Raw genomic sequence first — 14,629 nt, 5'->3', positions numbered from 1 at the left:
ATCACGCGCAACTCAGCCTTTCAGGCCAAGCAGCTGCTTGAGGGTTTTCAGATAACGGCGGCTGACCGGCAGCGTCTGACCGCTTTTCAGTAAAATCTCGGCATGACCGCTTTCTTCAAGCCGAATCTCACGCAGGCAATCCATATTCACCAGATATTGACGGTGACAGCGCACCAGCGTGGTTCGGCTCTCCAGCGTTTTGAGCGTCAGCTCGGTAAAGCACTCTTCACCCTGCGGCCCGGTGACATAGACGCCACTCTGGCGCGAACTGGCGTATTGCACTTCACTGCTTTTCATCAGGTAAATGCGGCTGTGGCCGGTGCAAGGGATATAGTCCAGCCCGGCCTGCTTTGACGGCAAGCGATCCAGCGCTTGCGCGGGCCGCTCACGGTGTAAATTACGCAGGGTTTTCGCCAGTCGCTGCGGGTCGATGGGCTTGAGTAAATAGTCAAACGCCTGCTCTTCAAACGCCTTGATGGCATACTCATCATAGGCAGTGATAAACACGATATAGGGCATGTTATCCGGGTCAATCATGCCTATCATTTCCAGCCCGCTGATGCGCGGCATCTGAATATCCAAAAACACCACATCGGGGTGCAGGCGGTGAATCGCACTAATGGCTTCCAGCGCATTGGCGCACTCGCCGGCCAGCGCCAGCTCGTCATCCTGCTCCAGCAGGCAACGCAGATTATCGCGCGCCAGCGGTTCATCATCGACAATCAACACACTCAACATCTATACAGCTTCCTCACAAGGCAAGGTGACGAGTACATGGGTGTAACAGTCCGGTTCGCAGGTCACGCTTAATCCATATTCTTCGCCGTAACGACTGCGGATACGCTTATCCACCAGGTTCATACCCAGTCCGGTGCTATTGGTGTTCGCGTCCGGCTGGTAAAGCCCGGCGTTATCCTCAATGCCCAGCAGCAGGCGCTGGCCTTGCTGACGCGCACTCAGCGTGATAATGCCGGTGCCAAGCAAATGTGCCGTACCGTGCTTGATGGCATTCTCAACCAGCGGTTGCAGCGAAAAGGCCGGTAAACGCATCGTCATCAGTTCAGGCGGCAGTTCAAAGCGTACCTGTAGTCGCTCCTGAAAACGCGCTTTTTCAATTTGCAGGTAAGCATTAACGTGCTCAATTTCATCCGCCAGCGTGACAACCTCGGCAGAGCGCTTGAGGTTTTTACGGAAAAACGTTGACAGCGATTGCACCAGTTTTCCGGCCTGCTCGCTGTCACGGCGGATAACCGCCAGCAAGGTATTGAGCGCATTAAACAAAAAGTGGGGATTCACCTGGGCATGCAGCAATTTGATTTCCGATTGCGTCAGCAACTGCTTACTGCGCTCATACTGCCCGGCGAGGATCTGTGCCGCCAGCAGGCTGGCAATGCCTTCGCCAAAGGTGCGGTTAATCGAACTAAACAGCCGGTTTTTCGCCTCGTAGAGCTTAATCGTGCCGATCACCTGCTGATTCTCGCCGCACAGCGGGATAACCAGCGTCGAGCCAAGCCGACAACTGGTGCGTAGCGAGCACTGATACGGAATTTCGTTACCATCGGCATACACCACCTCGTTGTGCTCAATGGCACGCCGGGTATGGCGCGAGGCAATCGGCGTGCCGGGCAGATGGTGATCGTCACCCAGGCCGATAAACGCCAGCAGCTTTTCCCGATCAGTGATGGCCACCGCACCGATATCCATCTCCTGATAGATAACCTGCGCGACCCGCATGCTGTTTTCTTCGTTAAATCCCTGATGCAAAATGCCTTCGGTGCAGGCGGCTATCTTGAGCGCCCGGGCGGAAAACGCCGAGGTGTATTTCTCAAACATGGCGCGCCTGTCCAGCAGGATACGCATAAACATCGCCGCACCCACGCTGTTGGTCACTATCATCGGCACGGCAATATCGTTGACCAGCGTTAAGGCATCCTCAAAGGGGCGCGCCAGCAATAGAATGATGCTCATCTGCAACAGTTCGGCGATGAACGTCACCCCCGCGACGGTAAACGGGTTAAACAGGCGATCGACCCGGCCACGACGCATCAGCAGGCGGTGTGCCATCCCGCCCAGCAAGCCTTCAACGATGGTCGAAACCATACAACTAAAGGCCGTCATACCGCCGAGCGAATAGCGATGCAGCCCGCCGGTCATGCCCACCAGTACGCCGACACCCGGCCCACCCAGCAAGCCACCCAGCACAGCGCCAATCGCCCGGGTGTTGGCAATTGAGTCCTGCACATGCAACCCGAAATAGGTGCCCATAATGCAGAACATGGAAAACATGGCATAGCACAGCAACTTGTGCGGCAGGCGCACCGTGACTTGCATCAGGGGAATAAATAGCGGCGTTTTACTGAGCAAATAGGCAATCACCAGATACACGCACATCTGCTGGAGCAACAGTAAAACCAGTTTGAATTCATACATGATAACAACCCAGATGAGGCAACTGCACGGCAAACCAGACCTGTTTTTAGGAAACTTACCCTACCACAAAAGCATACCGGTACATTGATGCGCTTCACTGATTTGATGGTTTCATCAAGTTGACGCGTTATCAGAGGGACTCACAAATGGCCTGTCTGGCACGCAGGATCAGGCCATACCGTGATGTTCGATAGTGGGTACGTCTCCCCTGTCAGTGCGTCACATCAGAGTAAAATATGGGTAAATTCAGCAAATCTTGCCGGGTTGCATTTGGTGTAATGTACGGTGTGGCGGATATTTCTATGGCCAAGATAATCCTGAATTAAGCGGGTGTCAGCCCCGCCATTGGCGAGAGCATAACCACAAGAATGACGAAGCATATGGGGGTAGGAAGGGATCGGGATATCCGCTTTGCGGCCACACTCTTTGATGATGAACCAGGCCTGTTTGCGCGACAGGCTGCCACTGCGTTCAGTGATGAAAATCCTGTTGCTATGCTGGGACGGCCCGTAACTTTTCCTTATATCCAGCCAGGTTAACAGACAACTGTATTCACTGGGCTCCAGCGGGTGGATAGAGGAAAAGCCATTCTTTTTTCTCCTGATATAAATTTGTCTGGACATCATATCGACATCGGAAATTTTCAGTGAAAGTAACTCACTTATCCGATAACCATGTAGAAAGGACATGAGAATCATGCAGTAATTTCTGGCAGCGTGCTTTCCAGCTTGCGCTGCATCCAACAACGAATGCACTTCTTCCCGGGTAAGATATCGCCTGTTTTTCATCATGTACTCCATACCAGCGATTGTGTGAAAAGTACTTTTTAATGAACTACACTGCTTTTTTAACCCGGAATGTAGTGTTTTGTTAAAAAACGATCATTCCATCATCAAATGTCATGCCCTGAATCGGCAGGGATACACACCTTTTCTTACTTTAAAAGAGGCACTTAGGACACGTTTTTTACAGAGTCGCCCCTGGCACATGGCGACAACGCCAAGACCTGGTTTTCCCTGGTTTCACCGATGGTAAGTTAAAGAGCAGGCAGCCTGATGTGTTCCATCCTATTCCAGCGCCTCAATCATGAAACAATATAACATAACAATCTTTGCCTCCCCAATCAGTCCCCCCCTGCCAGAACCGTATCCGTCGTGCTCAGTTGCGGAAAAAAAATTCACCGCGTAATTGTTACCGTTGCAGCATAAAGGATGAAAAAATAAAAAATAACTTTAAATCAAAATATTAAGAAAAATCTAACACCATAACAGTTGTAAACTATAATTTACATTACAGTATCACCGTGTAATAACTCACTGATAAAAAAGGTCACGCTGATAAAACACCGATGCCACCTGCCGGTGATGACGTGGTATTGGCAAATACCGTTTGATCCGACGGGGGTGGTGTTGCCCGTCAGGTAATCCGCCAGAATTTTGCCCCTCGGCCACCTTGCGTTACTGACTGACATCACCGCCTGCTGAAACACTGCACCTGGCTGGCGAACGCCTCTTGCGAAACTGGCCGTGAGATGATATTGCCCTGAAACCCCTCGACACCGAGCAGTACCAGTGCATCAAACTGCTCCCAGGTATCCACGCCTTCAGCAATACAGAGGCTGCCTGATAACTGGCAGGAATAGACAAGGCTTTTGATCAGCACCCGGTCGTGCGTTTCGGACAAAAAACCATTCACCACAGCAATATTGAGCTTATAGCCACTGAGTGCCATCGGCCTTGGCGCAGCACTCATGCTCTTCTGAGAAAACGTGTTTTCCAGCATGATACGGGCCCCCATCATCAGCAGCCGTTTCAGCGGGGGAATAACCAACGTATTGCCGCTCATCGCCACCGACTCCGAGAGCTCCAGCACCAGACACGCCGCCCAGTCAGCCTGATGTAATTGCCGGCGGGCGGCCTCAATCAGGTGCATTAACGCCCGGGTTTCTATCGCGCCATCGGGAATTTTGAACGAAAAATAGAGCCGCCCCTCATAGCGGTTAATGGCACGCACCGTTTCATACAACATCAAAGCAATCCAGTACCGCCAGGCAAGACGGGAGTGTAACGGCGGGAAATACTCTCCGGGCGATAACGCGTGCCCACCATCGCCCCCGTGTATGAAGATCTCCGCGCCCTGAATAGTCATATATCGGTCAATCACCGCCTGAAACACCGGAAAAACCTGACGGCAATAGATTGCCTGAATAAATTCTCTGTCCTGCGGCGCGGTGATAGCCTCTGTGGCATCGGCGAGCGGGGCTTTACGGTATGCTCCCGGCAGTTGAGCGGCAAACAGCGGGATCTGCCCGGCCAGTTTCCTGAGCCCGAAACGTCGTTGATGATAAAGGGTTTTCTCACTCAAGCACTGCATGGCAGACTGCGCGCGGATAGTGTGGCCGTGAAACAAGCCCAGCAGAACGGAAAACTCACGCGGTGTCAGCGCCACCGGCGGCTTACCCACAAACACGGTATCAATATCAGCCTGTTGCAAAATAGAGGGCAGCGTCGCCCAGTCCTCACACAACAGGCGGGCAAGAGAGTGGCATGTAATATCCGGGCGGGCGACATGCACATTATCAAGACACGCCGCATTATCCAGCAGTGCAGCCAGCGTCGCGCACAGCCAGGCGGGAGAATAGCGGCTCAATATCATGATGTGGCCGGGTGCGGGTTTCTGGTTCAATATAACAACCAGTTGTTGCAGGCTAAAAAATAAATAGCGTAAATCTTCCGGCAAGAAAATAACCACCCGGTCATTCTGGCCAAAAGACGGTAATGACGGAGTGAGCGGTGCTGCCGCATATCTGTCACTTTCCGGTAATTCAGGCGCGAGCTGCCTCACTTCCTTCCCCCCTTCACTCAGTAATACGGAAATACCACGGGCGGTGGCAAAACAGGCAGAATAAATATAATTCACCGCACAGCCATTCAGGACGGCGGCAGAATTTTCGGTTGCGCTCATAAAACTGGTCACGTCATGATTCTCACTTTATGTGAAAACAACACCCGCTCAGGCAAATAAAACGCCGCGATATTAAAACCGACCCTGTCACCCTAAAGTTTTAAATATATTTACGGTTTTTTATTTCCAAATACCCCACATGATAAAAATCATAAATAAACGAAGGTAACACCAATAACCGATTGCACATTTCCGGCGCTAACATGCCCTGCGATACGGGCATAAGACGCCTTCAGCCCAAGATTAACCGGCGATGGACCAACCTGCCCGAGAGAGATATTTTGGTTAGCGGTAATCACCCCGCTGGCACCAGATAACTGCACGCCAATGCCTGCCGCCGGTGAAGCGGCGGTGTTGGCAAACACCGAGCCGGATGCATCGGCAGTCGTGCCCGTCAGGTAATACGCCAGTTGCTGGCTCTGCGCACAGTGCACGCTCAGTGGCACGGCTGCCGTGCCGGGGTAATCAGGCAAGGTCACGGTAATATTACGGCTGGAGACATCGCATCCACCGACAGGCACCACCACGGAATGATTGGCATAAATATTCCAGGTGAAATGTGCTGCGTCACCATAAAATTTATTGAACTTATACATACTCAGCGTAGCAATCAGCGAGCCGTTATTTATAACCACGCCACCTGCACCACCCATAGGCGTTAAATAGAGTCTGACCGGCCAGGGTTTATAGACATTGTCATGATTAGAGTAAATAAGAGCCGAAGTATCACCTGACAATGGAAAAGGGTAAGTCGCACCATTAAAGTACACTGACCCCGCAAAAGATTTTAAGCTACCACCAAATAGCGATCCCGACTTAAGATTAATTACATCCTCCTGATTAATCTCCTTCACATCATTTTTACAAAATATCTCCTTAGATAAATCCACCACCAAATTTTGCCCAACTCCGATTGAAGGTTGTAAATTGACATAAATATTCTTGCTCCCGCCCGTAATACCAGACTGATTAGCGGTTCGGCATGAAAATGCCTGGCTGTTGAGTGGATATAAAAAAACAAACAATAACAGTAGTGCGAACCGTTGACTGATTAAAACGCAGATATGGGCTGTTTGCATGTTTCATTCTCCTGATTCAGGCATAGGTGTAGGTAATGTTAATCACTGCCTGAATACGGCCTTGCGTCACGTTCCCATTTACGGTGAAGGCCCTCACTCGCAGGGGAAAATGGGCTGATTGCGTCTGGTTGTCCACCGTCACCGCTTTTTGCGCCCCGTTGTTCAACACACGCCCATCGGTATCCTGCAACTGAAGTGAAATATTCTGTGCATCACCGTCATTTCGGTAATTTCCCGAGCGGTCTGCCACACCACTGAAGGTCGCAGTCACGCGGGAGGTGCCAACCGGGCAGTTATCGAGCGATAAAGTGATCTCGTGCCAGGGCGAGGATGCGCCAGCATGGATCAGATTGAAGGTATACAATTCGCCCAAATCCACCGCCGCCTGCGGCGTTGATACCGTACAGGGTTTCGCCACCACCCGCCCGTTCACCGTGATGGTCACATCGGCAGCCCTGGCGACACTCATCACGACAAGCAGCAGTAATACCGCCTGCCAGCCTTGTTTTATCGACATGATTGCGCCCTCCGGTTACTGAAACTCAAGGGTGAATGTGGCCGTCGCCGACACCAGCCCGGCAGCAACCGGTATGCGGGTGGCGACAAGCCGGGCATAAAACGCCAGCGTGTTTGCCGGGCGCGGTGTGAGCGCTACCCACGCAAGCTGCGCCGGGGCGGAATTCAGCCTGACCGGCTGCCTGTGGTGGTCGAGTATCTGTATCGCCACGCCCGATGCCGCCTGCGGATGACTATCTATCCCCAGCAACATGGGGTTATCGCTGTCGGCAACACCGGAAAACCCGATTCTGACGGCCTTCACAGCACTGCCACACGGTGATAGCACGATGCTAAATGGCACCGGCGGCGTCGCGCCACCCGGTGTATTCAACTGCCTGGCTGAGTTGCTCATCAGGTCTACCGTGAAGTCTTTTGACGTTGTTGATACCGTGCAGGCGTTGTCTTTCACATACCCTTTAATGGTGATGGTGCTGCCCGCCGCCCCTGCCCTGGTGCCCACCAGCAGTAAGGCAAGAAGCAGGCATCGGATACAGTCAGGTTGTCTCATGCTGATACCCCTCATTGGCATACCGCCGTGAGCTGGCGTAAGGCCGGTGCCGGGTTGCCGGTCGGCAGGCGATAGGCGGCGACACACTGCTCACCGGGCCCATCACCCCATTTTGCTTTCACTTTGCCAACGGGCAGCAGCCCCGTCAGGTAGACCTGGCCGTTATCCGCCACTATGCTGCCCGCCGCGTTACTGTCAGACATCACCATGGCACCAAAGGGAACGGGCTTGCCGTTAACGCGCAGCGTCATCAGCGCTTTCGACCCTACCCTGGCCTGGAAATCGGCACGAACCACCGCGCCATGTGTCGGGACAACGTTCACCACGGTTTCATCGATATCGACATCATCGGCCAGCGTGCGGGTATCAAGCGCCACCCGGTTTTCCCGGTAATCGGTGGCATAGGGCAACACGGCATACCCGCGCCAGTCGGTTTTCACCCCGGTCTGATTCTCAACCTTGACGTTGCCTGCGCCCGGCGCTTTGACCAGTACCGCGGTGTCTCCCAGCGGTTGGCTCAGCGTCACCCCATCTTCATGCGCCAACACACCGCCGCTTAAGCCATAGTAGAGTTGGTTATAGCCATCACTGCGGCTGTATCCCAGGTTGGCATACCCTGCCCTGCCGCGATAATTTGAGGGCTGCATACCCGGTCCCCCCCGCTGTTTCGCATCACCTCGGGTATAGCCTGACTGCACGCTGTAGCTGAGATTATTGTCATCCAGCAGCGTGCCGTGGATGCCCGCCAGGTGGGTGCTTCGCCCCTTAATATCGTTTGACGTGCTGTAAGTGGCACTGGCGTTACGCCACGCCGAGGTACTGTCCGTGCGCTGCCAGTGGCTAAAGGGTACCGTCACACTGAGCGCCAGCATCTGATCGCGCCCCTTCTGCCAGGCGCTTTTGGTCAGGCTGTAGCTCAGTGTCCAGGTTATATCCTTGAGCGCACCGCTAATGCCGGTTTGCCATTGATCATCCCGGCGCGACGTCCCCCAGTAGGTCTGCTGGCTCCCGGTAAAATAGAGCGTGGATTGCCGCCCCAGTTGTTGCGTCACGCTCAATTGCAAACGCCCCCGGCGGCTATAGGCCAGATTCCAGTAATCGGTAAATCGCGGTGTGACCTGCATAACACCGTCCTGCGTCACCACCCGATACCCGCTCATGCGCTCATAGGTGGTATCCGCCAGATTGAAGTAACCCTGAGTGGAATAGCGATAGCCCGCCAGTTGCAGATGCGTGCCCCACTCTGTCAGCGACTTGTTGTAGAGAAAACGCAGTGATTGCCCGTGATGGATACTGTCATCCGGCAGTTGTGCGCGCGCACCGGTCACATCCAGTGACAATGCCCCAAGTTGCCCCATGTTTTTCCCCACCCCCAGATTCAGCGCCCGGTAGCGCCCGGAGAGTTGTGTCCCGCCGTATACCGTCCAGCCCCGCGGCAGCCCTTGCATCAACGTCCCCTGAAGGAAAGAGGGCGTATTCTGATGGCGATTGCCGCTGCGATATTGCCCCGCCGTTACGGCATACTTGCGCTGCCATTCGCGCTGCAAAACCGGGACAGACGCATACGGCACGCTGAAGACCTGAGCACGCCCATTCGCTTCTTTGACACTCACCTGAAGATCGCCACTGCTGCCTGCGGCATACAGATCATCAATGGTGAAAGGGCCGGGCGGTACGGTAGTCTGATAAATTTCGTAGCCATTCTGCTTTATCGAGACTTGCGCCGTGCCACGGGCAATACCATGAATAACGGGTGCAAACCCTTTGCGACTGTCTGGCAGCATGTTGTCATCAGTGGCCATTTGCGCGCCGCGAAAGTTAATCCCATCGAAAATGTTCCCCTGGGTATAGCTGTCACCCAACGTCATACGCGTACGAAATGGCACAATATCTCGCTCCAGATAAGTGTTAATGTGCTGCCAGCGACTCTGGCGAGCACCGCGCTGCCCGCCACTGTGGTAATGCCATGCGGTGTTATCGCGCAAACGCCATGCCCCGAGGTTCAGACCACTTTGTACATTCATATAGGCGTAATTACGGCTGACACCATTGCGACTCTTCACCTGATTTCCGCTGATGCTGTAGTTCAAAAGGCCGGCGGTGATGCCGTTATCCCAAAGCTCTGGCGGAATATATCCACGCCCCCGGTTTTCCATATAAACCTGGGGGATACTGATGTACAGACGCTGCTGCCCGACATCAAACCGCGTGCTGGCGGCCTTTATCAGCGACTCCACCGGAACACAAGCCTGTGGCGACAGCGGTGCGATGCCCGCAATCGATAGCGTATTCACCCCCATCGCACCGAGTTGGTTACGCGTCAGGCAGGGCAACAGCCGCCCGCTCACATCATCGGTGTGAAATGTCACGTCCCGGCTGCTCACCAACCCCTCATTTAAATAAATATCCACCAGATAGGTTCCGGGTGGGGCTTCCAGACCCCGCTCAAAACGGGACAAATCAGCCACCGCGGAGGGATCGTCGGCCAGAAAACGCGGGTTAAAATAGAGTTCGGCTCTGGCAGCCTGGCTCAATAACGCCACTGTGAACAGCAGTGCTATCCGCGTCTGCGGCACAGCGCATCCCCATCGGATAGGTTTACTTTTCAGCCCGTCACGATGGCTCGTGCGGTATTTCAGGTATGACATATCCCCTCCGGCTCGATATCGCTCGTCCGGTTATCGTTTATTCGCAGGAACGTGATTGGTGGCCGTACATTCATCAGTGACAAGTCTTTTATTGCCACCTCTGACACCGCACATGACCTGGCGATACCGATTAACCCCGGTTTTGTGTCTACTCGGTAACACCCGTTAACCGTGGCGTCAGCGCGCCATAATCGTTAATCGTGCGATAAGTCACCTTCCCTTCGGCCCCCGCTGGCAGCGCAACAGAAACCTGCCCCTCAGCAGGCACCAGCGCATTGTCCAGCGCTCTCGCCCCCATACTCAGTTCGGTTATCGTCAAAAAATAGGGCGTAGGGTTAGACAAAACCAGTTGATTGCCCTGACGTTTAAAGCGCAGCTTCGCCGCTGCCTGCTCAGGGGGAATCGATAAATTCACCGGCCGGTAAATCAATTTGATACGACTGATGATCGCCAGTTGCAGGGTATTCGCCTGCTGCTTGCTCTTATCAAGAGAGGGGATCGCTTTGACGTTAATCCAGAACAGGCTCTCTTTGTTCTGCGGCAACTGCTGATTCGTGGCATCGATAATACGCAGGGTATTCTCTTTCTTACCCTGCATAACAAACAGGGGCGGGGTGACGACAAACTGCCCGTCTTTTTGCCCGTTAACGTTCTCCACCCATGACTGAATCAGGTAGGTGTTTTCATCGTTGCTGCTCACAGCCAGTTGCACCTGCTTGTGATTTGCCGGGTAGATAACCCGTGTCGCCCCCAATGCAACCCCCGCCTGAACCTGACAGGTCAGCACCATCCCCGCCAACACCAGCATCCCTGCCATCAGCCTGTGTATCATGACGTTTCTCTCTCTTCTCACGTTATCTCCTGGTCGCCCAAAGCATTATCTGGCGTCGAATGTCAGCGGTATGTCTCACACGAACCGGTGTTGATTACGGGTACGTCAGCGAAAACCAGGCCTGAGCGTTAGCCACACCACCGCTTATTTCATGACGGGTGGCGCGATATTTGGCGACAAAATGCAAATCTACGGATCCCGGGGATAACCGGGCCCATGTCTGTGGCTCCCGATTAAGCGCAATCAATCGGTTTTCGGCATTAAATAGCGCCACACCAACGCCACGGGCGGCTTGTGGCCCATCAGCAATCGCCAGAACGTCAGGGTTCGCGCTGTCAGCCACCCCCTGAAAAGCCACCCCCACCCGTTCACGCACCGTGGGGTTACAATCCAGAAGGTGGATAACAAAAGGTACGGCCCCGGCATCAGAGCCAATACCCTGCAAGCGGTTATCCGGCATTTGCCCCATCAGCACCGTCATGTGCTGGTCTGCGGCTTCCACCCGGCATGACTCGGCAATAATTTCCCCCTGAAACCGCATGTTGCCGCCCGGCAGCACCACGTTCCAGTGATGGCCTGCAACAACGGCTGGCGAAAACAGGATAATCAACAGCACGGCGTTCACTCCCCGCATCTCACCGCCTCCTTATATTGCGCTGTTGTAAACGGGCCCTCCTGGCTGGCCCGATATCGCCTCCGTTGCCTTTAACTTCATGATGGGCACGGCACCTTATTGGTATTGCACCTTAAAGGTGGCATCGGCATTAGCGACCCCGGCCGTTGCTGCACCGGTTGCGTAATAACGAGCCTGAAACGGCAGGGTATTGGTGCCGTCGTTGAGCTTGATGGGGGCGCTAAACGCTTCGCCATTTAGCGCTAACGGTGTGCCGCTGCTGTCAAGAATTTGAACCCCTACATTGGTCGCGCCCCCGGCAGCAGAGCTTTGCAGGGCAAGCACGTTGCCATGGGTCGCGCTCACGGCTGAACCGGAAAACGCCACAGACGCCTTGCCAGCAACCGTGGTATCGCAATCATTAAGCTTGATGTTGAAGCCCACCGCGGAACTGGTGTTGCCCGCTGATGCTAATTTGGTACTACGCACCTGCCCCAGTTGTACCGTCTGGTCAACGGAACCGGCATCCACCGCACAGGCAGCGTTAACCACCTCGCCTTTGAAATGCACCGTCCCGCCATTGACCGTGACCACCGAGGCTTTCGGCGGAGCCGGATTGTCGCCCGCTGCATGAGCGGCTGAACTCAATACCAATGCAGATGCAACCACGATTGCCAGCGATTTAATACGCATATTATTTCCTTAATAAACAATTGATTATATTCAAAAAAAACGCTCAGGAAGCCCCTGTTTGCAGAACCAATCAGAAATGTGTTTTAGCCTATTTCCGAACGCCAAAACCGGCTTCATTTAGCCCATTCAGATGAGACACTTGGGACCATTTTGTCTTATAGATTTTTAATCCATATAATTGATTAAATATGGAATAAAAATCCAAAAAAAAGACAATGGGTTCTGGCTATAAACATGAAAAAACCTTGCAAGATAGCGGCTAAAATGCCTAAAACACGATGTCGGGCAAGGAGGAACGACGGGGATATGCAGGGAGTAACAGAGTGTAAAAACCAGCAAATATGTTTACCAGTAAAAATAAATTACTTTTTAATCATATAGTTATTTAATATAAAGTATTAATAAGTATGAAGAGATGTTGCAATGAGCGAGAGGTGATTTTATAGTACAGACAGTTTGGTCCCAAATGTCTTAAAGATGCTTATTATTTGCCCAAAAATTAGCATTTTATTCTTCCCCAAATTTACCCAACGAGCCCTGTGCGATTGTCCCTTTCCCAGATGCCAAAAAAACGCGCGGCGTTGCTTGCCGTATAACTGACGGTATGACGAATATTGCGATGCCCCAGATAATCCTGAATCAACCGGGTGTCCGTACCGCGCTCTGCCAGCTCATAGCCACAGGCATGACGCAACATATGCGGATGGGTCACCGTCGCAATCCCCGCCCGCTCACCGGCACAGCGAATCACATGCCAGGCCTGTTTTCTCGACAGTCTCGTCCCTCGCCGTGAAATAAAGATGGCATTGTTGCCAGGTGCCGCTTTCCAGCTCTCACGCAACGTCATCCATGCGGATAACGCCTGACATTCATCCGCCATCAGCGGGTGCACGGTGGAAAACCCATTTTTGAGCCGTCGCACATTTAAGCGCCCTTCACTCAAATCCAGATCGGGAAAACGCAGATCGAGTAACTCACTGATACGCAGACCGTGACGAAATGCCAGTAAGATCAGGCAACTGTCACGCACACCGGTTCCTTTATTATAGCTCGCTGCAATTAACCTACGAACCTCTTCATAGGTTAAAAACTTTCTTTTTGTCATGACATATTCCTCCAGTTTGCCCATAGTAAAATATTATTCCTTCCTCCCGAAAATCGGGACGTGCATCATCATTCAGGCGTCTGGTGATGAATGCAGGAATCGACTGAAAAAATCAGGTCATATTTTTATCGCATAAAAAAAGAGTATAAAAAAATAAACAAAATAATTACCCACAATAAATACCATGGAAATAACCGCCGCCGAACCACCAGGCTCAAGATGAGCCTTTAATGCATATTTCGACGAAAATAGCGGTGTTTTCATCACAACATGGCAAAACTATCACACTGAAATATCTTACTCAGCCTTCCCCCTTCATCTTGTGCGATAAAACGTGAGCCTGATGGTTAAATGGCTCTGCTTGAATAAATCAAATAGAGAATACTGTCGGAATAGCTTGCTAAAATAGGGAGAGGAAGAAATTCGACAACGCAATAACGTTTACCAGTAAAGAGAATGTCTATTCCAGTCAGCCCCTTTATTCACCCAAAGACCGGACATCACCGACCGGCACGCGGCGGTTATATATTAATTTATGGCCCCGACTTAAATATACACAAACGCGCCACACACCATTTGAACCGGCAGGCAACTGAACATCGGCGAAATATCAGGCATGTTTATACCGATAACCCTCCTGCTATCAGCGGCAGGCCAGGGGCAAAAGTGTGCCGCCTGCCTCAGGCAGAGGTTTTTCGGGGCTTGTCATGTTCAGCCTGATACCAGTGCCCGGCAATGCGCGGCATACTCTGTTCTATCCAGTCTATCAGTATCTGCACTTTTTCTGACGCCTCCTGACCTAATGGCGTCAGGCTGTACTCAACGTGTGGCGGCACCACGTCATAAGCCACCCTGTTGATAAGACCATCGCCTTCGAGCGTTTGTAACGTTTGTGCCAGCATACGCTCACTCACCCCGTTGATAAGACGCCGCAGCTCGCTAAAACGCAGCGTTTTTGACGCCAGCACCAGCAGAATAAGGATACCCCAGCGGCTGGTAATATGCTGTAGCACCTCACGCGAGGGGCAGGCGGCGGCCAGCACATTGCCACGCAGCAATTTTTCGATGGTTTGCATACTGGTTTCTCCAGGCTCGATACTGTTGGGCCCAAGGGTAAGGAGCCTGTCGAAAATAAGCAACGGCTTTCCTGTTAGTGCGCAGCACCACTCATGACAGCGTTTTATCGCTCGCGCTGCGCG

13 protein-coding genes are annotated in these 14,629 nt (G+C 52.8%); all 13 read right to left on the bottom strand.

The genetic code is table 11. The features are described 5' to 3' along the window. Positions 1-12 precede the first annotated feature (12 nt). The 13 genes from btsR to DAQ1742_RS04165 all read right to left on the bottom strand — a co-directional run bounded on the left by btsR (position 13) and on the right by DAQ1742_RS04165 (position 14,506). Entirely contained in the window at positions 13-738 is a 726-nt protein-coding gene (gene btsR, locus DAQ1742_RS04225) for a two-component system response regulator BtsR (protein WP_035340138.1), read from the bottom strand. After that, positions 739-2,430 carry a sensor histidine kinase gene (locus DAQ1742_RS04220; RefSeq protein ID WP_035340136.1) on the bottom strand — a complete coding sequence of 564 codons (1,692 nt, stop codon included), beginning with the start codon at positions 2,428-2,430 and terminating at the stop codon, positions 739-741. Positions 2,431-2,654: 224 nt separating this feature from the next. After that, positions 2,655-3,218: a tyrosine-type DNA invertase gene (locus tag DAQ1742_RS04215; RefSeq protein WP_035340134.1), complete on the bottom strand. Its 564-nt coding sequence runs from the start codon at positions 3,216-3,218 to the stop codon at positions 2,655-2,657. Positions 3,219-3,900: 682 nt separating this feature from the next. Next, the gene (locus DAQ1742_RS04210) at positions 3,901-5,394 is read right to left on the bottom strand and encodes an EAL domain-containing protein (RefSeq protein ID WP_145916155.1); all 1,494 of its coding nucleotides are present in this window, start codon (positions 5,392-5,394) and stop codon (positions 3,901-3,903) included. A gap of 149 nt (positions 5,395-5,543) precedes the next feature. Beyond that, positions 5,544-6,473: a fimbrial protein gene (locus tag DAQ1742_RS04205; protein ID WP_051124012.1), complete on the bottom strand. Its 930-nt coding sequence runs from the start codon at positions 6,471-6,473 to the stop codon at positions 5,544-5,546. Between the two features lie 16 nt (positions 6,474-6,489). Next, positions 6,490-6,990, bottom strand: coding sequence for a type 1 fimbrial minor subunit FimG (gene fimG / locus DAQ1742_RS04200; RefSeq protein WP_035340130.1), 501 nt, complete (start codon positions 6,988-6,990; stop codon positions 6,490-6,492). Positions 6,991-7,005: 15 nt separating this feature from the next. Next, complete coding sequence (gene fimF / locus DAQ1742_RS04195) at positions 7,006-7,539, bottom strand: type 1 fimbrial adaptor subunit FimF (protein ID WP_035340126.1); 534 nt, start codon at positions 7,537-7,539, stop codon at positions 7,006-7,008. An 11-nt stretch (positions 7,540-7,550) separates the two neighbouring features. Continuing rightward, positions 7,551-10,187, bottom strand: coding sequence for a fimbrial biogenesis usher protein (locus DAQ1742_RS04190; protein ID WP_180706238.1), 2,637 nt, complete (start codon positions 10,185-10,187; stop codon positions 7,551-7,553). A 148-nt stretch (positions 10,188-10,335) separates the two neighbouring features. Next, positions 10,336-11,019, bottom strand: a complete 684-nt coding sequence (locus tag DAQ1742_RS04185; protein WP_051124011.1) for a fimbria/pilus periplasmic chaperone — start codon at positions 11,017-11,019, stop codon at positions 10,336-10,338. A 94-nt stretch (positions 11,020-11,113) separates the two neighbouring features. Next, positions 11,114-11,653: a fimbrial protein gene (locus DAQ1742_RS04180; protein ID WP_035340122.1), complete on the bottom strand. Its 540-nt coding sequence runs from the start codon at positions 11,651-11,653 to the stop codon at positions 11,114-11,116. Positions 11,654-11,749: 96 nt separating this feature from the next. After that, positions 11,750-12,325 (bottom strand): type 1 fimbrial major subunit FimA, encoded by a 576-nt coding sequence (gene fimA / locus DAQ1742_RS04175; protein WP_035340120.1) that lies wholly within the window; start codon positions 12,323-12,325, stop codon positions 11,750-11,752. A 523-nt stretch (positions 12,326-12,848) separates the two neighbouring features. Then, positions 12,849-13,430 carry a tyrosine-type DNA invertase gene (locus DAQ1742_RS04170; protein ID WP_035345762.1) on the bottom strand — a complete coding sequence of 194 codons (582 nt, stop codon included), beginning with the start codon at positions 13,428-13,430 and terminating at the stop codon, positions 12,849-12,851. 680 nt (positions 13,431-14,110) lie between these two features. Next, the gene (locus DAQ1742_RS04165) at positions 14,111-14,506 is read right to left on the bottom strand and encodes a winged helix-turn-helix transcriptional regulator (protein WP_035340118.1); all 396 of its coding nucleotides are present in this window, start codon (positions 14,504-14,506) and stop codon (positions 14,111-14,113) included. Positions 14,507-14,629: the final 123 nt, after the last annotated feature.

The organism is Dickeya aquatica, assembly GCF_900095885.1.
Classification (GTDB): domain Bacteria; phylum Pseudomonadota; class Gammaproteobacteria; order Enterobacterales; family Enterobacteriaceae; genus Dickeya; species Dickeya aquatica.
This window is presented reverse-complemented; position numbering and strand designations above follow the sequence as displayed.